We start from the raw sequence: 20,096 nt of genomic DNA on the forward strand, positions 1-20,096 counted from the left end.
CGGGGGTGCCGTCCTGATAGCGTTTGCCGTCCACTTCCAGCCACAGATTCAGTGCCTGCGGATCGGACACCTCATCTGCCGTTACCAGCCATGGGCCGATAGGACCAAATGTGTCGCACCCCTTGCCTTTGTCCCAGGTGCCGCCGCGCTCGGTCTGGTATTCCCGTTCCGACACGTCATTGATCACACAATAGCCGGCCACATGCGAGAGTGCTTCTTCCTTGCTGATGTAACGTGCTTCCTTGCCGATCACCACGCCCAGCTCCACTTCCCAGTCGGTTTTCTTCGAACCGCGGGGAATGGCCACGTCGTCATTAGGACCCACAATGGCGCTGGTCCACTTGTTAAAGACCACAGGCTCGGAAGGCTCAGGCAGACCGGACTCAGCCGCATGATCCGAGTAGTTCAGTCCGATACAAACGAATTTACCGATGTTGCCAACGCAGGGGCCAATACGCGGATTGCCTTCGACAACGGGCAGGGTCGAGATATCCAGACCGCGCAGGCGCGCCAGGCCGCTTTCTGTAATGGTGCTGCCATCGACATCGCTGATGACGCCGGACAGATCACGGATACGGCCGTCGCTATCGACAATGCCCGGTTTTTCCTGCTTGCTTTCCCCATAACGGATGAGTTTCATACTGACTCCTGTTGGTTTGTGTGTGCCGGTGTCGTTGCACCAGCTTGCTGATAGTCGTTGTAGTGTTTCTGTACATGATCCAGGTGCCGGTACATGGCTTCGGAAGCCTTGGCCGGATTGCGTTCGGCCAGGGCCCGCACAATATGTTCGTGGTCATCAAAGGTCGATTGCAAGATCGACGGAATGACGGTTGTGATCGTACGGCTCTTGCGGCTGAGCAGGCTGATGCTTTGCGCCACCCGTTGCAGGTAAACATTGCCACAGGCGTTGATGATGGTCTGATGCAGTTCGATATCCAGATGGCGGATGGCTTCGTGGTCATTGTGGGCCAGCGCGGCGCGCGCTTCCTCGACGTTGACGCGCAGGCGTTCGATTTCGGCTTCGGTCAGCCGCTCGCAGGCCAGACGCGTAATGCCGCCTTCGATAATTTTGCGTGCATCGAACAGCTCGTTGATCTGGTCAAAATGCAGGTCAATCAGCAGACTAAGCGGCTCGATCAGGTCTTCCACATTCAGTGAACTGATGAAGTTGCCTTCGCCCTGCTGAATCTTGACCAGACCCAGCAGCGACAGGCCACGGATGGCTTCCCGTACAGCAGGCCTGCCCACATCGAACAATACCGCCAGCTCCCGCTCTGGCGGCAGCTGCTGGCCTGCCACCAGCTGCCCCTTGCGGATCATATCGATCAATCGCTGGGCAACCAGTTCCGACACGGAGCGGGATTTAATGGCTTCGAACTTCACTTGTCTCTTTTCGCTTTTTCTGTTTTTGGCTGGGCCGTTAGTCTGAAATAACCAGGATAAACGGTGGATTTCAAATTAGCGTTTAATGGTAAGACCACTGAATGGCATGCCGCAACTGTAGAAAACCCTAATTAGGAAAAAAAACGCCCTGGAATCAGGACGGCCAGTGATTAACGAAGTCGAAAGACAGTTGGCGATGATGCCGGATAGAAAGCAAATATACCGTCGTATTGATTTTTGCGTACAGTAGCAAATAGTTCGACATCACATATTCTCGCAACTGATCGACTGACTGGGCAATTTCCTTAAATTGTGCACTCAGACGTTCAATACCATTGGCAACTTCGACCGAACGTACTGGTCGAGCCGAGAACATACGGCCCATATGCGGAAAACGCTCAAGATTCGGAATGACGGTATCTGTCAGTTCATCCAGAAGCCCGTCAAACGTCTGAGGCGCTTCGGTCTCCAACAGGAAAGCTTCAATTTGTTCAAGGTTACGTTCAAAGTGGGCTGTCAGCCTGATGGTATAGCGAGCTGTTTGCGCCATATGCACCGTCAGCCTGCTGCGGTGCGACGGCGTTTGATTGCCGCCAGGGTAGACTGAGCATCTTTCACTTTTCCAGTGGCGACATCTGCCAGCCCCTTGCTGGCATCATCAATAAGTAACAAGTGAATGCGCTCGCGTTCCAGTTGATGATAGTAATCCAGTCGCTCGGAATCAATGATAGCCACATAGCTTTCGCCATTTTTGGTGATGATTTTCTCAGCGCCCCCTTTGACCTGATCGGCAAGTTCGGACAGGTTTGCCCGGGCCTGGGATAGCGAAATGACATCACCTGAACTGATTCCCATGGTGTTGCTCCCATTTATACAAATTTTTGTACACTATAACGTACATTATACCAGCACAGTAAAAGGGGTGGAATTAGGCGAATCCGTAATGCGGGGAATACTTAAACCTTGTCCAGCTCCGCCAGCCGAGCTCGATCGGGGTAGCCTTCGGTATCGCCGGCGACCTGTACGGCACAGGCCCCGATGATGGTGGCGCGACGCACGCTGGCCTGCCAGTCCAGCCCTTCGAGCCGGCCACTGATGAGCCCAGCGGCAAACCCGTCTCCGGCGCCCACGGTATCCACGACTTTTTCCACAGGATAGCCAGAGACCCGGAACTGCTGGTTCCCGGCCTGTCCGAACGCGCCGCGGGCGCCCAGCTTGACGACAACCGCCTGCACGCCCAGACCCTGATAAAACGCCGCGATCCCCTCTTCACTGTCGGCGCCGGTGAGGATCCGGCCCTCTTCCAGGCCGGGCAGCACCCAGTCGGCCAGGCCCGCCAGCTCATTGAGGCGCGAGCGCATCAGTTCAGTGGACCCCCACAAGGCCGGGCGCAGATTGGGATCAAAGGATACCGTTCCCCCCGCGCGACGCATGTGCTGCATGGCGGCGACGGTCAGCGCATAGGTGCCGGCATTCAGGGCCGGGAAAATGCCGGTGACATGCAAATGCCGGGCCTGGCCCAGCCAGTCCGGATCCAGATCGGCCGCCGTCATGGCGCTGGCGGCAGAGCCCGAGCGATAATACTCAATTGGCGGGTCGCCCTCGATCACTTTGCCCTTGAGCATAAAGCCGGTGCGTTCACGCGGCACCATCAGCACCCGCGAGCAATCGATAGCTTCCTGCTGCATGACATTTTTCAGATACTTGCCCATGGTATCGTCACCCAGCCGGCTGGCCCAGGCGACCTTTGCGCCCAGGCGTGCCAGCGCAATGCCCACATTGGTTTCGGCGCCAGCCGTCATTTTGTGAAAGGTATGCACCTCTTCCAGCGGCCCCGGATCGGCGGCCACCAGCAGCACCATCATTTCCCCAAACAGCGCCACATCAAATGTCGCCATGTCTCTATTCTCCAGTCATTGTCTGTGTTTTCTGACTCTGTACAGGCCCGGACAACACGTGTTGCCGGACGATGCCAAAGCGCTTGTTGTCCCCGAGTGCCCGCCCTTGCCCCGGTTTTATGTACCTGCGCACCCTTTCGGTATCTGGCTCCCAACTTTGCTAACGGCCTGAACGGTCGCAACGTGTTTCCCGTTGGACTGACCGTTTTGGGCCCAGCAACGATCGCGAGGATGCCCCCTGCTCTGTCGCAAAAAGCCGTTCCCGCGCTCAGGACCTTGAGCGCCGACACGCCATTCAATGCGCCTGCGGTCGCGCAGCCTGCCAAGCCTGTACAAAGCGCTGTGCGCGCTCACGCGTTGCCGCCACCTGCTGTCCGGGCCGATACAAATCTGACCCCAACCCGGCACCCACGCAACCGGCGTCCAGATAGCTGGCCAGGTTCCCGGGATTGATGCCGCCGACCGCATACAGCGGCACTTGCGCGGGCAACACGGCCTTGAGCGCCTTGACGTAATCTGGCCCGAACACGCTGGACGGAAACAGCTTGAGCGCCTGGGCGCCTGCCTGCAAGGCGGCAAAGGCCTCGCTGGCCGTGGCAAACCCGGCGCAGACCTGAAAACCGTAGGTGTTGACGGCCTCGGCGATCAACGTCGGATTGGTATTGGGTGTCACCATCAGCCTGCCGCCAGCTGCAGACAGCTGCGCCAGATGTTCCGATGTCAGGACCGTTCCAGCCCCTGTCATCAGGCTCACGCCAAAGGCTTGGCTCACCCGCTGCACACTCACCTGCCAGTCTGGCGAGTTGGTAGGAATTTCAATGGCATCAAAGCCAGCCTCATGCAGCACCTGTACGTGATCGAGCACTTCATCGGGGCCAATGCCGCGCAAAATGGCGATCAGCGGCAACTCAGGTGTCCAGGGAGTCATGTATTTTCCTTATTCCGTTCAAAATGGCCGTATCGGCATCCTGGGTAGTAAACGCAATACCGGCCAGATGCAAGGCGCGATCATAACGCGTAAAGAGCGAACCGCTGCCCACCAGCGTGACCGGCGTATCGGCCGAGACCTCGAAACGTTGGCGCATATCGCGCATTTCAGAGCCGATCAACAGCCCCGAGAGATAGTCATCGACTTGCTGGGCAGGCAGATGCCCCAAAATATACCGCGCCCTGACGCTGAACAGTTCAGTCATCGTATCGCTGGCGGCCAGCCCAGCCATGACGCCGCAATCAAAGGACTCGGGGTGTGGCGCCGCCGCCGGCAAACCACGGCCCAGCAGGGAATGGTGACGCAGTACGTCAAACAGCTCTCCGGTCATAACCGTCGTAAAGCTGTGGATGACATCGTGGTGGACGCGCGCCCATTTGCTGTGCGTGCCTGGCAGTATAAACAGGGCCGAAGCGGTGTCTTGCAGCGCGCCCAGCAACTGGGTTTCTTCGCCACGCATCACATCGGCGCCATCCGGGCCGGGCACGCAAACGCCAGGAATAATGCCAGCCTGGGCCGGCCAGCCCGGATCGACCCGCGTCAGGCTTGTGCCCAGAGCATTGAGCGCTACCGGGCAGGGCAGATAGTTCGCCTGTTGCCAACCCACATTGCTGCCCGCCATGCCGGCAATGTAGACGCGTGAAACATCGGCCTGCGCAATCTGCATTTGTTGCAGCAGGCCCTGCAGCACAGCGGGAAACGACTGGTTCTGCATCCGCGTAATCCCGAAAGGTGATGCCGCATTTTTCACGGCAATGCCGTCCTCAACCAGCCACAGTCGCAGATTGGTTGAACCCCAGTCTGCTGCGAGATAACGCGAAACCATTTTGTCTTCTTCTCCTGTTATTGCGCCCACGCATGTGCTGTTCTGTCGGGCGCCTGCAGCACTATCGGGCGCATGACACCATGTGAGTGGCGGCGATCAGCTTATCACAAATGACTAGAAAACCAGACTACTGCATGCCTTTGTTTCGTTGCGGCATCAATTGCGCTTGATCGCCCTGTGCGGCGCGACGATTACATGCGTCATTGGCCCGTTGCCGCCGACCAACTGACGATTTTGCCCGGATTGAAGATATTGTTGGGATCATAGGCATGCTTGATGTTGCGCATCAGTTGCAGCGCGACCTCGCCGTGTTCCGCTTTCAGAAAATCCATCTTGTGAATGCCCACGCCGTGCTCGCCGGTGCAGGTACCATCCATCTGTATGGCGCGCAGCACCAGGCGGTTGTTGATATCTTCTGCCTGATGCCATTCCTGTTCATCATCCGCATCTATCATCATGACCACATGGAAATTACCATCGCCGACATGGCCGACAATAGACCAGGGAAAGGCCAGGCTTTGCAGATCGGCCGCGGTGTCGCTCACGCAATCGGCCAGGCGGGAAATGGGCACGCACACATCGGTGGTGATGGCGCGCCCACCAGGCCGTTGCTGCAGACAGGCGAAATAGTAATTGTGGCGGGCAGTCCACAGCACAGTGCGCTCCTCGGGTTTTTCGGCCCACTGGAACGCCGTACCACCCTGATCGGCGGTCAGTTCCTGCACGATCATGGCCTGTTCGGCAATGCCTGCGGGAGATCCGTGAAATTCGAACAGCAGCAGCGGCTGTTCCGCCAGCGCGGTTTTACTGTAGGCATTGACAGCGCGCACGGCACGCTCATCCATGAATTCGACGCGGGCAATGGGCACACCGCTTTGCATAATCTCGGTCACGGCCTGCACAGCATGACGCAGTGTCGGAAACGAACACACCGCAGCCGTCACCGCTTCGGGTAGCGGATACACACGCAGGGTAATTTCGACAATCACGCCCAGCGTGCCTTCGCTGCCTACATATAAATGCGTCAGATCATAGCCCGCCGATGATTTGGGGGCGCGACTGCTAGTACGGATCACCTCGCCGGTTGCTGTGACCACTTTGAGCGACAGTACGTTGTCGCGCATGGTCCCGTAGCGGACCGCGTTGGTTCCGGAAGCGCGGGTCGCTGTCATGCCGCCGATGGATGCATGCGCGCCCGGATCGATGGGAAAGAACAGCCCGGTATGGCGGATCTCATCATTTAACTGTGTGCGAATAACCCCCGGCTGCACCGTCACGGTGAAATCTTCCGGCTGGACGGCCAGCACCTGATTCATATCGCGAAAATCGATCGTGATGCCGCCTTCAATGGGAAGCACATGGCCCTCGATGGATGAACCGATGCCAAATGGAATAAGCGGCACATTGTATTGGGTGCACAGTCTGACTGCAGCGACCACATCGTCTGTGTCCCTGGCAAACAATACGCCGTCAGGTTGCACTGGCGGGTACGCCGATTCATCACGCGCGTGATGATCGCAAACGGCTGCACCGGTGGTGAAGCGCTCGCCGAAACGGGCAGCAAAAGCGGCGCGCGCCGCCTCGCAAAGGTGCCTGGGCGCGATGCTGGAAACGGGGGTGGCTGGGCTATATGCCATGATGTGTGGCCTTTTTAAAATAGCAAAAAAATATCAATCAAGAATACGTGCCGCGTTCAGTACACCTTGCGGATTGAGTGCGTCACGGATGCGGCGCATTACCTGCTGCTGGGTATCATCACGACTGTAATGAAGAAACGGTTTCTTCAGACGGCCAATGCCATGCTCGGCCGAAATGCTGCCATTGAACCTGCCGGTAAGCGCGTACACCGCCTCTTCCACCGGAACAATATCGGCCGGTTGCAGATGGCCGGTCGTCAGATGCAAATTACCATCGCCAAGATGACCGAAAAGCAGGTTGGAGGCCTGCGGCCAGCGCTGGTTGATCTCGGTCATGACCTGTTCTATGAAAGCGCCCATATCCTTAAGGGGAATACCGATATCGAACGCCACGAATGGCCGCAGCGACTTGAACAGTTCGCCGATGCCATCGCGGATCGCCCACAGATCTGCGGCGTGTTCCAGGTTTTGCGGCACGATGGCATCCTGCACGGCACCGTTCTCGAGCATGGACTCCAGGAAGGCATCAAAACCGGCATGGAACATGGACGTGTCGGCGCCTTCGGTTTCAAGCAGCACGGTAAGCGGCCATGCTCCGTCAAAGGGAATGGCCCTGCCGGTAACACGGGCAGCCTGGGCCACATAGTCGGCCCACATCACTTCAAAACTGGACAACTCGGGCAGCGCGCTGCGCGCCGCCTTCAACAAGGGTGCGATCTGCGCGAACGAGGCCAGCCCGACCAGGGCCGAGCGCCTTGTCTGCGGACGGGGAAACAGGCGTACAACCACACGCGTGATAATGCCCAGCGTTCCCTCAGTGCCGATGAAAAGCTGCTTCAAATCCAGGCCGGTATTGTTTTTGAGGGTACGATCCAGCATGGTCATGATGGTGCCATCTGGCAGCACGACCTCCAGACCCAGCACCAATTGCCGGGTAGTGCCATAACGCAGGACCCGATTGCCACCGGCATTGGTCGCCACGTTGCCCCCGATCTGACAGGAGCCGCGCGCGCCAAGATCGAGAGGAAAATACCAGCCTTTTTCTTCCACCGCCGCGCACAGGGTCTCCAGTACGACGCCGGCCTGCACCAGCGCTGTACCGCCCGCTTCATCGATATCTTCAATCTGGTTCAGCAGTTCAAGAGAAATGACGACATCGCCCTCGTCGGACGCTGCCCCGCCGGCCAGGCCGGTGCCGCCGCCGGCGATAGTGATTTTCCTGTTGTGCCTGGCGCACAGGGTGACCAGCGCGGCCATCTGCTCTACCGTGGCAGGGCGCGCCACCAGCTGCGGCGCGCCAGCGTGCAAACCGCTGGCGTCGCTGCCGTATCGTACGAGCGAAGCGGCATCAGTCAGCACGTTCAACTCGGCCGGTAATTGGGAGATAAAAGAATCAGACATGAAAAAGGGGTGATCGCGGAAAATGACAGAAGATTTATTCTATACGATTGACACCCCACAACCGTCGCCTGCAGCCATTTGCCGCTTATATGTTGGCCCAGCGGCGCACCAGATTCTAATAAAGGCGGTTTATCGCCAGACACCACGACTTGCGGTGCCGCAGCGGGCGGTTGGCAGCTACAGCTTGCATGGCAAGGACGAGCATATCAGGAAAGCAGTTGCGCGGCTTCGCCCTGTTCCATCAATAGTTTGACGGCAAGTTTATCAAATGACACGAACGTTTCACCTCCCAGCCAATTGCCCTCATAGGCAATGACACCATCTGCGAAATCGCCACCCGCTTCAAGCATTAAAAGCCCGGCCTCGACTGCCGGCCGGTTCATTACAACGTTTCCCGCATTCAGCAAATCACCGATTGTCTGGGCCACCTCTTCTTTGGACAGTTTGGCGCCCTGCGCAAAATCCAGACCAGTTCACATAGGCAGGGCAATGGAACGGCGATCAATGAGGCGTTTTTCAATACTTTCGCTGCTGCCCTGCCCTGATCTTCGTCATCCTGCAAAACCGCGCGAACAAGTATGTTCATATCGACAGCGATCTTCATTTATCACCTGCCCAACCTGCGGCGGCAATCTCGTTCATTTCCTCGATAGTCATTGGTTTCTTGATTTTGCCCGCATGCCGCCCGATAAAATTTTCAATCGTACCTGCAGGACGCGCCGCTCTGACCCGAAGCTCACCGCCGGGCATCTTGTCAAAGCGTCATTATTTGGCGGCAATGTTGTCCCGGCAAGCTGCTGGACTGCCCATGGCATGGAGGCCTGGGCACTGCGCGCCACCCGCGGGACGCTTACGCCTATATGTTGGCCCAGCGGCGCACCAGGTTGTGATAAATACCCGACAACGACAGCACGCTGCTGTGTTCGCCCAGTTCGGTCGCCAATTGCTGGATGGTATTGTCCATTTCAAACAGCAGGGCCCGCTGGGCATCGTCGCGCACCATGCTCTGAATCCACAAAATGGCCGCCATGCGCTTGCCTCGAGTCACGGGCGTGACCCGGTGCAAACTGGTCGAGGGGTACACCACCATATGGCCTGCAGGTAGTTTGACACGCTGCTCACCGTAGGTGTCCTGGATCAGCAATTCGCCTCCGTCGTACTCGCCGGGATCACTCAGGAACAGTGTCGATGAAACGTCTGCACGGATACGCTCGCCTGTTTGCGGATCCACACGCAGCGAATTGTCCACATGAAATCCGTATTCCTGTTCACCGGCATAGGCATTGAACATGGGACTAAGAATTCTAAGGGGCAGGCTGGCCGAGATAAAGCACACATTTTGACTGAGTATCTCCAAAATAGCGTTGCCCAGGCTTGCGGCCAGCGGATCGGTGTCGGCCAGTTGCACGTTCGTCTTTTGAGCTGCCGCAAGATAACCGGCCGTGCCCCTGCCATCGACCCACTGGCCCTGCTCCAGTTGCTCACGCAACTGCACCACGGCATCTACAGATAACACATCGGGAATGGTCACTAACATAAGGAAGATATAAGGAAGATATCCTGAAAAAAATGCGGCAGGCACACAGAGCGGGTCCCTGCCATCCGCATCAGGGCGTTGTTGCCGCTGCTTTAGAATTTGTAGGATGCAGTCAGCATATACGAACGACCGGGGCCGACGTTGGCAAACAGACCCACGTGCGAAGCGTCATACACTTCATTGTTGCTCAGGTTATTGGCATTGAGCTGGAACGACAGCTTGCTGTTCACGTCATAACGCACCATGGCATCATACCGCCAGTAAGAAGGCAGATAGTAGTCGTTGGCATCATCCACAAACCGCTTGCCCATATAGGTGGCACCCGCCCCCACCGTTACCTGCGGCAACACTTTATAGGTTGTCCAGACACTGGCGCTTTGCCGGGCGATGAACTTCATCTGATTGCCATCGAAGACCTCTTTTCCGCTACGATATTGCTTGATCTTGGGACCCAGCCATGACCATGAAGCCCAGATATCCCATTTGGGTGTAAGGGAGCCGGCCACACCCAACTCAAGGCCTCGAACGCGATTGCTGCCGCTCAAGGTGACATCGCCGGTCAGCGGGTCGGTAGAACGGGAATCGGTCTTGTCTGTCTGGAACAAGGCGCCGGTCAGTGACAGCCGCTGGTCAAACAGATCCCATTTGGTGCCCAGCTCCCAGCTGCGGCTACGTTCGGGCTTCAAGTCGCGCACCTGGGCAGCACCGGCCGCCCCGTCTGCGCCGCCGTTCTGACCCAGGTTCTCTCCCGATGGATTGGAGGAAGTGCTGTAGGTCAGATAGACGCTGCCATAAGGCACCGGTTTATAGACGACGCCTGCCTGGTAGTTCCAGAAGCTGTCCTTGCGGCTGGCGCGACTGTTCTGCACGCGGAACTGGTCATAGCGCAGGCCCAGATTGACTGACCACTGCGGGTTCAGCTCCAGTGTGTCAAATAGATAGACCGAGCGGGTCTTGATGTCGCCATCCTTTTCTTTGGCGCCGTAGACAAGGCGATAGGCATAGTCGCGGCCCGAATTCGGATCGTACAGGGAGTCAAGCTCGCCCTTGCGTGAGGTGATCGGCGTACCTGAAATGGATTTGGAATAGACATCTTCCTTGCCCAACTCCAAACCGACCGTCATGTTGTGTTTTACCGATCCGGTATAAAACGATCCATACAGATCTGTCTGGTTGATTAGCGACTCGGTCGAACGCCAGCGTGCCCGGTCCTTGCGGGTAAACTTTACACCCGGGCCTTCGGTCGCGCACAGGCCGCCAGCCCCAGGTGCGCAATTGTCGAAAGTGGGGCGGCTCATCAGATAATGATTCAGGGTCCGGCTATAGCGCGTCAGGTTCCTGATCGTGAAGTCCTGATTAATGTCGCGTTCGGCAATGGCGGTGGCCATGTCGAATACGTTTTCACGGAAATCCACGCCGCGCCGACCGTAGAAGTTATCGCGATCAACCTTTGGCGGTGTTCTGCGTCCCGGATTGGCCTCATTCTTGAAAGGCACGCCCTGGTCGGGCAGATCGTTATTTTCGATATGAGAATAGCTCAGGGTCAGCCGTGTCGGGGTATTCAGACCAAAAGCAATAGAGGGTGCAATACCCCAGCGGTCAATATCCACGCCGTCGCGACCCGGTACTTCGCCGCCCATTTTCATGGCATTCAGGCGAATCGCCCCACTGTCTGAAAATTGGTAGTTGCCGTCAATCGTGCTGCGCCACTGGCCGGACGTACCATAGCCTGCAGTCACGCTGAAAAACTTTTCCAGTTTCGGGGACTTGGTCACCAGGTTGATACTGCCACCGGTGCCGCCACGACCAGATAGTACAGAGCTGGGACCCTTGACCACTTCGACCGATTCCAGATTGAAGGTTTCATGCGATCCTCGCGCATAATCACGCGCACCGTCGATAAAAATATCGGTACTCGCTTCATAACCACGTACGAATGGGCGGTCACCGGTGGGCGTGCCGCCTTCGCCGGAGCCCAATGTGATGCCCGGCGTGGTACGCAGTACGTCGGCCAGCGACGCCGCGCCACGATCGTGCATCAGTCTTTCGGGAATGACCGTGATTGATTTGGGCGTTTGTTGCAGCGTAGCGCCGAATTTTCTGCTCTGTATTTCCCCGACCTGATAACCTGCCTCGTCCTGCGCAATGACCGCGGGCAATGTGCCGGCATGAATGCGGGGCGCTGCGGCCTGTTGTGCGTAAACCGGGGCGGCCACCAATGCGCCTGTCACCAGCGCGCCCGGCACCAGCCTGCGCCGGAATGCAGGCGCAACGCTTTCCCGGCTCAGCAACGGTCGGACACATGTCCTGCGGGGATTGTCGATACTTCTCATTTATTTCCTCAACCTGTAACAAAAAAACAGACCAGCTGCTGCCACCCGCACTTGCATATCGCGCTTTGACGTTAAGACGCCTGAACCCTTTGCCGAAAAGGGCAAAATGGTGACTGCGAAAATCGGCAACGACCCATCACAATGTCGGGATGTCGCGCGACGTAGCAGGACCAAATCAATCCAGGACCGACAGCCGCAGGCTGATAATAAGATATATTCTCATTTGATACAATATGTCACACAAACAACAAACAGGAACATTTTTAATTTTTGTAAAGTTCGTGGGTTTTTCGGCGGCACACACATGAAATGTTTTGAATTTAAATTGCTAGTTTTTAATCTTTCATGTATTTCACGTTGCTTTATAAGCATTTGAGCTGCATTTTTCGGGCTGTTCTGCGCGGAGCCCAAGCAGCCGTCGATCCCAGTCAGACGGTCAGGCCGTGCTGGTATAACAAGGCTGCAGGCTGTGAAAATGAAAAAAACGTCGGATTTGTGATTCTCATTCCTTGGTCTTCCCCGCAAAATCCGCTACTTTTGTACGCGCAGTGCCTTCGAGCCCTTTCCGTTATGGCTGCCAGAGCACATCGCAGTTAATTTCCCCCAGGTTCCTGCAACCGCAAAGCATCATGGCCATTTCCAGCTCGGTACGCAGCATATGCAGCACATGAGCTACGCCCGTTGCGCCGGCCGCCGCCAAGCCATGAATAATCGGCAAACCCACGAGCACGGCGTTTGCGCCAAGGGCTAGTACCTTGACGATATCGGTGCCGCGGCGAATGCCGCCATCGAACAGGATCGGAACCTTACCCCCAATCGCCTGCGCCACGGCGGGTAACGCCTCAATGGTGGCCGGCAGCGTGTCCAGCACCCGTCCACCATGGTTGGACACGATAATCCCGGCCACGCCCGCAGCCATGGCGTCCTCGGCATCCTTCGGGTTCAGTACGCCTTTGGCAAGCACCGGCAGGCGGGTGATCGAAACCAGCCAGGCGAGGTCTTCCCATGTCGGCATGGCCTGGACCAGGGCACTGCCAAATATCGGATTCGTACCGGGCGCCGCGGTATGCGCAGGCGGTGAAGGCATTCCCCGAAGATTGGCAGCGCATATGTGGCCGGGCAGCACAAAACCTGCACGCTGCTCGACATTGCGCAGGCCGGTGATCGGTGCATCGATTGTTACCACCAGCGCCCGATAGCCAGCCGCCTCGGCTCTGCTTACCAGTGTCCGGGTTTGTGCCTTTTCAGGCTGAAGATAAAGCTGAAACCACAGGGGAGCGGCAGTGCTGGCGGCCACCTCTTCGAGTGCAATGCTCGACAGCGTGCTCAGCACCATGAGGGCCTGCATGGCCTGTGCCGCCAGTGCCGTTGCCAGCTCGCCATCGGGATGGACCAGCCGGTGATAGGCAACCGGCGCGATAAAGATCGGATGTGCGTATGTCGTGCCAAATAGATCCAATTGCGTATGTCCGCCGCGCATCGGCATCATATTGCGGGTGAGCAGGCGGATGGCATCCAGTGCGCAGCGATTGCTGCGACGCGTAAGCTGGTCGGCCGCTGCGCTGTTCAGATAGGCCCAGCTGCCCGCCTCTACGCGCTCCTGCGCGTAGGACTCATAATCGGTCACGCAGGCAATCTGGGGTGGAATGCTCGCCAGTGGCGGCAAGGGGAAGCGCTTGGAGCAAGGCATAGCAAGGGGATAAAAAAGCAAATCGGCACAAGCATATCACGCCCGGATGCGCTCCTTGTCCGATATGGACAAAGCAGAGGCGCAACGCCTCATTGTTTTGATCTGAAGCAAAATAAAACACCACTCCTGCAAAAGGTGTGGCGTGATGTACTGAACGAAGCGCTTATTCAGCCCGGGTTGCAATCGCTGGCGACCGCAGCAGCCCTGCCGTTGCGCCTCACCTTGAGCAGACGGCTGCCCTGATGGGTCTTGACAGACTGCTGAGTGACCTCGCCGCTGGCGATCCAGGTGACCGTCCCGTTGGTAAACGCCGTAGCGTCGCCATCGGTCTGGTCTGCACGTGTCAGTTCATATGTCCGGCGCTTGTCGCTCACAATCACTTTGGTTGCCCTGTCGTTGACGAACTCATAGGCCACACCCAGTTGACGTTTACCCTTGCAGATATAAACAGACTGCTGTGTGCTGCTAAGATTGTTGCCGTCCGCTGAACCGGTCGTGCAACCGGCTAGAACAATGCTGACCAAGGCCGCCGGGATTAGAATCAAACGCATGCCATCTCCTTTGATAAAAATAGTGTGATTGTAGTCAAACAACGCCGTCTGCATGACGATAAATCTTGATATGGGCCGGCTGCCTATCTTGGAGCCTGGGTTTACCCCGACAAAACACGCCGCCCCGAGCAGTATCTGTTGGCTATGCGCACAAAAAAAGCCACCCTTCAAAAGGGTGGCTTTGGTACTTCTTCTTCGCATACCGGCAATCTGTGCCGTCGCAGGCCTGCAAAATGCACAGGACCCTGACTTGGCTAGCGCCGGCGAAGCATCAGATGACGCGTGCTGCTTCAATAAGACGAACGACACTCCACGATTTGCTGCGTGAAATAGGACGACCTTCAGTAATTTCTACTGTGTCGCCTTCGTTGATCTCATTGGACTCGTCATGCGCTTTGTACTTGTTTGAACGGACCATGATTTTGCCGTAGATGGGGTGCTTCACGCGACGTTCTACCAGAACGACGACAGATTTGTCCATCTTGTTGCTAACCACTTTACCGATCAGGGTACGCTGACGCTTTGCGGGTGTCGTTTGCGTTGTTTCGCTCATATTACTTACCTGCAGCTTTTTCAGTAATGACGGTGCGTACACGCGCGATGTCGCGACGCACTTTCAATAACTGACTGGTGTTGGACAGCTGCTGAGTAGCGCGCTGCATACGCAGGCTAAATTGCGCCCTCAACAGGCTTTCGAGCTCTTTGGACAGCTCGGTCGTCTCTTTCGAACGGAGTTCACTTGCTTTCATGAATCTCTCCTTATGCGCCGAAGTGACGTGTGACAAACGTTGTCGCGATTGGCAGCTTGGCTGCTGCCAGACGGAACGCCTCACGTGCCAGCTCTTCGCTGACGCCGTCCATTTCGTACAATACTTTACCAGGCTGGATCTCGGCTACCCAGTACTCCGGGTTACCTTTACCGTTACCCATACGGACCTCAGCAGGTTTCTGAGAGATCGGCTTGTCTGGGAAAATTCGGATCCAGATACGACCGCCACGTTTGATGTGACGGGTCATGGCACGACGGGCTGCCTCAATCTGGCGAGCCGTCAGACGACCGCGACCAGTAGCTTTCAGACCGAAGTCGCCAAAGTTTACATTGGTACCGCGAGTAGCCAGACCGGTATTGCGGCCTTTCTGCTCTTTACGATATTTCCTGCGTGCTGGTGACAACATAATTATTCTCCTTCTGTCGCAGTTGCTGCGGCTGGCGCTGCAGCATCACCTGCTTTGCGACCACTGCTGCGACCACGGCCACCCGGACGACGCTGTCCATCAGGACGGTCACCGCGAGGACGACGTGGACGACGCTCATCTTCACGAGGAGCAGCCACTTCAGCAGGCATTTCGCCGTTTGGCAGCAGATCGCCTTTGTAGACCCAGACTTTGATACCAATAATACCGTAGGTAGTCTGTGCTTCAGAGGTGCCATAATCGATGATGGCGCGCAGGGTGTGTAGAGGCACACGACCTTCACGATACCATTCGGTACGGGCAATTTCGATACCATTCAGACGGCCGGCTGACATGATCTTGATACCCTGCGCACCCAGGCGCATGGCGTTCTGCATCGCGCGTTTCATGGCGCGGCGGAACATGATCCGTTTTTCCAGCTGCTGAGCGATAGAATCAGCGATCAGCTGAGCATCGGTTTCAGGCTTGCGAATTTCTTCGATATTAACGTGAACCGGCACGCCCATCAGGCGTTGCAGGTCTGACTTCAGGCTCTCGATATCTTCGCCGCGTTTACCGATGACAACACCGGGACGTGCAGAAAATACAGTGATCCGTGCATTTTTTGCAGGACGCTCGATAAGGACGCGACCGACGGATGCGTTTTTCAGTTTCCGCTTCAGGTACTCGCGAACGCGGACGTCTTCGGCCAGCATGGCGCCGTAGTCTTTATCGTCAGCGTACCAGCGTGAGCTCCAGTTACGGTTAACTGCGAGACGGAACCCGATAGGGTGAATTTTCTGACCCATTGTGACTCCTTATGCGCCGACTTTGACCACAATGTGGCAAGTCTGCTTCTCGATACGGTTACCGCGGCCCTTGGCCCTTGCGGAGAATCGCTTCATTGACTGAGCTTTGTCGACATAGATTGTCGTCACTTTCAGTTCGTCAATATCGGCACCATCATTGTGCTCGGCATTCGCAATTGCGGATTCCAGAGCTTTCTTGACGATACCAGCGGCTTTTTTTGGTGTGAATGTAAGGATATTCAACGCATGTGCCACAGACTTGCCACGGATCATGTCCGCAACCAGACGGGTTTTTTGCGCAGAGATATGTACACCACGAATAACGGCTGTAGTTTCCATCGCTTACCTCTTAGACTTTTTGTCTGCAGCATGGCCCTTGTACGTACGGGTATGAGCAAACTCGCCAAGCTTGTGACCAACCATATTTTCGTTCACATACACAGGCACGTGCTGACGGCCATTGTGAACAGCAATTGTCAAGCCGATGAAATCAGGCAGGATGGTTGAACGACGCGACCAGGTTTTGATCGGTTTTTTCTCTTTCCCATCGACGGCGGCATCCACTTTTTTGAGCAAGTGGGCGTCTACGAAAGGACCTTTTTTAATAGAACGTGACATTTAGTTCGCCCCTTATTTACGCTTGCGACGTGACACAATCATTGAGTCAGTACGCTTGTTGCGGCGGGTTTTGAAGCCTTTGGACGGTGTACCCCATGGGCTGACCGGCTCACGAGCTTCACCTGTACGGCCTTCACCACCACCGTGTGGGTGATCAACCGGGTTCATGGCAACACCACGAACGGTCGGACGAATACCACGCCAACGCATCGCACCGGCTTTACCGTATTGACGCAGGCTGTGTTCTTCATTACCGATTTGACCGATTGTCGCGCGGCAATCAATATGCACGCGGCGAACTTCACCGGAACGCAGACGGATCTGGGCGTAAATGCCTTCACGGGCCATCAGTACAGCAGATGCGCCGGCGGAACGGGCGATTTGCGCACCTTTGCCTGGCAACATTTCGATGCAGTGGATGGTTGAACCGATAGGAATGTTGCGGATCGGCATGGTGTTACCCACGCGGATAGGCACTTCCTTGCCAGACAACAGTGATGCACCGACTTCCAGGCCACGAGGAGCGATGATGTAACGACGCTCGCCGTCTGCATAGCAAAGCAGGGCAATGTGTGCAGTACGGTTAGGATCGTATTCCAGACGCTCTACCTTTGCAGGGATACCATCTTTATTGCGACGGAAATCGACCACGCGGTAATGGCTCTTATGACCACCGCCACGATGACGGACAGTGATATGACCATTGTTGTTACGGCCGGAACCACGTTTTTGATGCTCAACCAGGGCTGCAAACGGAGCACCTTTATGCAGATTGGCGTGCACGACCTTGATCATGCCGCGACGACCAGCAGAGGTTGGTTTTGTTTTAACTAAGGCCATCTCAGTTTACCTCCGTAAAGTCGAGTTCCTGACCTTTTTTCAGTGAAACGTAAGCAATGCGGTTGGCTTTGCGGCGACCGACGAAACGGCCTGAGCGCTTGACCTTACCCTTACGGTTCAGTACAGAGACGGAATCAACTTCAACTTTGAACAGCATTTCAACAGCTGCTTTCACTTCGGGCTTGGTTGCATCAGGTGCAACACGCAGCGCGATTTGGGGTTTCTCACCAGACTCGGCGATGAATGTCGCTTTTTCAGTGATGACGGGAGCCAAAATCACTTGCAATAAACGTTCTGCTTTCATCCCAGCATCTCCTCGAATTGAGCGATAGCTGCTTTGGTGATCAGCACTTTTTTGTAGTGGACCAGAGACAGCGGATCAGCGTAACGCGGTTCTACAACAGCTACGTTTGGCAAGTTGCGAGTTGCCAGGTAGGTGTTTTCATCAACGGTGTCGGTGATGATCAGAACGGAATCCAGACCCATGGCTTTCAGTTTTGACGCAGCCAGTTTTGTTTTTGGCGTGTCGAAGGTGAAAGCGTCAACAACGGCGATGCGACCTTCGCGCGCCAATTGAGACAGGATCGAACGGATACCCGCGCGATACATTTTTTTGTTGACTTTCTGGCTGAAGTTTTCTTCAGGAGAGTTCGGGAATGCACGACCACCTCCACGCCAGATTGGGGAAGATGTCATACCGGCACGAGCGCGCCCGGTGCCTTTCTGGCGCCATGGTTTTTTCGTGCTGTGCTTGACCTGTTCGCGATCTTTCTGGGCACGATTACCGGAACGTGCATTTGCCTGATAGGCAATCACGACCTGGTGAACCAGCGCTTCGTTGAAATCACGGCCAAAGATTGTGTCAGGTGCGCTGACGGTTGCGTCAGACTGGCCCTGATCGTTCAGGAGCTTAAGATCCATTATTTAGCTCCTTTCGCAGACATTTTGATGGCCGGCAGAACCACGACGTCGCCATTCTTGTGACCGGGCACTGCACCACGGACCATCAGAAGACCACGCTCGGCGTCAACACGGATAACATCAAGATTTTGAACGGTACGGGTTACATCACCCAGGTGACCAGACATGCGTTTACCAGGGAAAATACGACCTGGATCCTGAGCCTGACCGATAGAACCAGGCACGCGATGCGACCTGGAGTTACCGTGAGAAGCGCGCTGGGAACCAAAATGGTGACGCTTGATGGTACCTGCGAAGCCTTTACCGATCGTTGTGCCTTGCACATCGACTTTCTGGCCGGCTTCGAATACGCTTTCGACAGCAACAACGGCGCCGGCTGTAAATTCAGCGGCTTTTGCAGGATCGAGACGAAATTCTTTAAGGACGGAACCGGCTTCTGTACCGGCTTTTGCGTAGTGACCTGCTTGCGCCTTGACCACACGGCTTGCACGGCGTTCGCCGTAGGCAACCTGAACGGCAGCATAGCCGTCTGTGTCCAGAGACTTGACCTGGGTAACACGGTTGTTGGATACGTCCAGCACGGTGACAGGGATTGACTCGCCTTCTTCCGTGAAGATACGCATCATGCCAACCTTGCGACCAACCAGTCCCAGCCGATAAGCGGCAGGCGTAGGTGTCGTATTCGACATCATTTTCTCCAATTCCCAGCTACGATTGGCTGGGGCTAAATTTAATATGATTCATCCGGTTAAACTCAAGACTGCAACGCATTGCCTTCCCGGACAACAATACCCATGCAGGTTCAATTCAAAGTGCTGTCAGCGGCGTTGCGACACAAAAAAACGGCATCGCAAAGCCAGCAATTGACCAAACAGATCAAGGCGCACACAGGTATAAGAGGCATAAAGACTACGTGGCGCCGCACTTTTCGTGCCCGCTCCGTGAATCTCTCCGTGAATCTTTGAAATCATTCTTTGATACCTGTATAGCGCCTGAAACCAGTTCAAAAGCCGGCCAATCAGTGAACCCAACTACAGTGGTTAGCCTGTGACTATAGCATTGCGTGAGCCGTTTGGCAAGAAAACTTAACGGCTATGAACAAAAAAGCCACGCCGAATCAATCATTTATGTCAGAAATTTGCGACAGGGGCATGCGCTGTCGCGTCGGACGCGATTTCTCGCAAATCCGGAAAAGCAGCGAATAGACCAGAATGCGCCGGCGCGGCAAGGCAGAGTCGGGCAAGAAATCGCTAGCGATGACCTGGCGCCTGTTCGCAAAGCACTCGGGCCATACGGGTTTGCCACCCTTTACCTGTCGCCTTCCATGCCTGCAGCGTGTCCGCATCAATGCGTAGGCTCACCGGCACCTTGGTTTGCGCCGCTTTGGGTCGACCACGGGGGCGGATCATTTCCTGCGCCGTTTTGTCACCAAATCGCTCCGCCAGGACTTCAGGAAACGGGCTAGCCTTGGCAAATTCCTCCGGCCCCCAT

25 protein-coding genes are annotated in these 20,096 nt (G+C 56.1%); all 25 read right to left on the reverse strand.

The window, feature by feature from the left end; translation table 11 throughout:
• Nucleotides 1-640: fumarylacetoacetate hydrolase family protein (locus ACTIKR_RS06055; RefSeq protein WP_442327341.1), on the reverse strand; the 640-nt coding region annotated here is incomplete at its 3' end.
• Nucleotides 637-1,383, reverse strand: coding sequence for a FadR/GntR family transcriptional regulator (locus ACTIKR_RS06060; RefSeq protein ID WP_193089989.1), 747 nt, complete (start codon nt 1,381-1,383; stop codon nt 637-639). The genes ACTIKR_RS06060 and ACTIKR_RS06055, both read right to left, overlap by 4 nt.
• Nucleotides 1,384-1,537: 154 nt before the next feature.
• On the reverse strand, nt 1,538-1,933 hold the full coding sequence (locus tag ACTIKR_RS06065) for a type II toxin-antitoxin system RelE/ParE family toxin (protein WP_442327342.1): 396 nt from the start codon (nt 1,931-1,933) through the stop codon (nt 1,538-1,540).
• 8 nt (nt 1,934-1,941) lie between these two features.
• On the reverse strand, nt 1,942-2,238 hold the full coding sequence (locus ACTIKR_RS06070; RefSeq protein ID WP_193089987.1) for a type II toxin-antitoxin system Phd/YefM family antitoxin: 297 nt from the start codon (nt 2,236-2,238) through the stop codon (nt 1,942-1,944).
• 101 nt (nt 2,239-2,339) lie between these two features.
• Nucleotides 2,340-3,281: a sugar kinase gene (locus ACTIKR_RS06075; protein ID WP_442327343.1), complete on the reverse strand. Its 942-nt coding sequence runs from the start codon at nt 3,279-3,281 to the stop codon at nt 2,340-2,342.
• Between the two features lie 295 nt (nt 3,282-3,576).
• Complete coding sequence (locus ACTIKR_RS06080; protein ID WP_193089985.1) at nt 3,577-4,209, reverse strand: 2-dehydro-3-deoxy-6-phosphogalactonate aldolase; 633 nt, start codon at nt 4,207-4,209, stop codon at nt 3,577-3,579.
• Nucleotides 4,190-5,095 carry a 2-dehydro-3-deoxygalactonokinase gene (locus ACTIKR_RS06085; protein WP_193089984.1) on the reverse strand — a complete coding sequence of 302 codons (906 nt, stop codon included), beginning with the start codon at nt 5,093-5,095 and terminating at the stop codon, nt 4,190-4,192. The genes ACTIKR_RS06080 and ACTIKR_RS06085 overlap by 20 nt, the downstream gene beginning before the upstream one ends.
• A 200-nt stretch (nt 5,096-5,295) precedes the next feature.
• Entirely contained in the window at nt 5,296-6,732 is a 1,437-nt protein-coding gene (locus ACTIKR_RS06090) for an FAD-binding oxidoreductase (RefSeq protein WP_442327344.1), read from the reverse strand.
• A gap of 33 nt (nt 6,733-6,765) precedes the next feature.
• Entirely contained in the window at nt 6,766-8,133 is a 1,368-nt protein-coding gene (locus tag ACTIKR_RS06095) for an FAD-binding oxidoreductase (RefSeq protein ID WP_442327345.1), read from the reverse strand.
• A gap of 206 nt (nt 8,134-8,339) precedes the next feature.
• Nucleotides 8,340-8,516 (reverse strand): hypothetical protein, encoded by a 177-nt coding sequence (locus tag ACTIKR_RS06100; protein ID WP_442327346.1) that lies wholly within the window; start codon nt 8,514-8,516, stop codon nt 8,340-8,342.
• Between the two features lie 473 nt (nt 8,517-8,989).
• A complete protein-coding gene (locus tag ACTIKR_RS06105; protein WP_442327347.1) occupies nt 8,990-9,670 on the reverse strand; it encodes a Fe2+-dependent dioxygenase in 681 nt (226 codons plus the stop codon).
• A 92-nt stretch (nt 9,671-9,762) separates the two neighbouring features.
• Nucleotides 9,763-12,003 carry a TonB-dependent receptor gene (locus ACTIKR_RS06110; protein ID WP_442327348.1) on the reverse strand — a complete coding sequence of 747 codons (2,241 nt, stop codon included), beginning with the start codon at nt 12,001-12,003 and terminating at the stop codon, nt 9,763-9,765.
• A 568-nt stretch (nt 12,004-12,571) separates the two neighbouring features.
• Complete coding sequence (locus tag ACTIKR_RS06115) at nt 12,572-13,693, reverse strand: alpha-hydroxy acid oxidase (protein WP_442327349.1); 1,122 nt, start codon at nt 13,691-13,693, stop codon at nt 12,572-12,574.
• A gap of 167 nt (nt 13,694-13,860) precedes the next feature.
• The gene (locus ACTIKR_RS06120) at nt 13,861-14,244 is read right to left on the reverse strand and encodes a hypothetical protein (protein ID WP_442327350.1); all 384 of its coding nucleotides are present in this window, start codon (nt 14,242-14,244) and stop codon (nt 13,861-13,863) included.
• A 271-nt stretch (nt 14,245-14,515) separates the two neighbouring features.
• Complete coding sequence (rpsQ, locus tag ACTIKR_RS06125; protein ID WP_193090773.1) at nt 14,516-14,797, reverse strand: 30S ribosomal protein S17; 282 nt, start codon at nt 14,795-14,797, stop codon at nt 14,516-14,518.
• Nucleotide 14,798: 1 nt separating this feature from the next.
• Entirely contained in the window at nt 14,799-14,993 is a 195-nt protein-coding gene (rpmC, locus tag ACTIKR_RS06130; protein ID WP_193090774.1) for a 50S ribosomal protein L29, read from the reverse strand.
• Nucleotides 14,994-15,003: 10 nt separating this feature from the next.
• Entirely contained in the window at nt 15,004-15,420 is a 417-nt protein-coding gene (rplP, locus tag ACTIKR_RS06135; RefSeq protein ID WP_014752560.1) for a 50S ribosomal protein L16, read from the reverse strand.
• Between the two features lie 2 nt (nt 15,421-15,422).
• Nucleotides 15,423-16,226 carry a 30S ribosomal protein S3 gene (gene rpsC / locus ACTIKR_RS06140; RefSeq protein WP_193090775.1) on the reverse strand — a complete coding sequence of 268 codons (804 nt, stop codon included), beginning with the start codon at nt 16,224-16,226 and terminating at the stop codon, nt 15,423-15,425.
• A 9-nt stretch (nt 16,227-16,235) separates the two neighbouring features.
• Entirely contained in the window at nt 16,236-16,565 is a 330-nt protein-coding gene (gene rplV / locus ACTIKR_RS06145; protein WP_014752562.1) for a 50S ribosomal protein L22, read from the reverse strand.
• Between the two features lie 3 nt (nt 16,566-16,568).
• Nucleotides 16,569-16,844: a 30S ribosomal protein S19 gene (rpsS, locus tag ACTIKR_RS06150; protein ID WP_014752563.1), complete on the reverse strand. Its 276-nt coding sequence runs from the start codon at nt 16,842-16,844 to the stop codon at nt 16,569-16,571.
• Between the two features lie 12 nt (nt 16,845-16,856).
• Nucleotides 16,857-17,684: a 50S ribosomal protein L2 gene (rplB, locus tag ACTIKR_RS06155; protein WP_193090776.1), complete on the reverse strand. Its 828-nt coding sequence runs from the start codon at nt 17,682-17,684 to the stop codon at nt 16,857-16,859.
• Between the two features lies 1 nt (nt 17,685).
• Nucleotides 17,686-17,988: a 50S ribosomal protein L23 gene (rplW, locus tag ACTIKR_RS06160; RefSeq protein WP_193090777.1), complete on the reverse strand. Its 303-nt coding sequence runs from the start codon at nt 17,986-17,988 to the stop codon at nt 17,686-17,688.
• A complete protein-coding gene (rplD, locus tag ACTIKR_RS06165) occupies nt 17,985-18,605 on the reverse strand; it encodes a 50S ribosomal protein L4 (RefSeq protein ID WP_193090778.1) in 621 nt (206 codons plus the stop codon). The genes rplW and rplD overlap by 4 nt, the downstream gene beginning before the upstream one ends.
• Nucleotides 18,605-19,294, reverse strand: a complete 690-nt coding sequence (gene rplC, locus ACTIKR_RS06170) for a 50S ribosomal protein L3 (protein ID WP_442327363.1) — start codon at nt 19,292-19,294, stop codon at nt 18,605-18,607. The genes rplD and rplC overlap by 1 nt, the downstream gene beginning before the upstream one ends.
• Before the next feature lie 561 nt (nt 19,295-19,855).
• Nucleotides 19,856-20,096 (reverse strand): BrnA antitoxin family protein (locus tag ACTIKR_RS06175; RefSeq protein WP_442327351.1); only part of this gene is annotated, 241 nt, incomplete at its 5' end.

This window comes from Advenella sp., assembly GCF_052108595.1.
GTDB lineage: Bacteria > Pseudomonadota > Gammaproteobacteria > Burkholderiales > Burkholderiaceae_B > Advenella.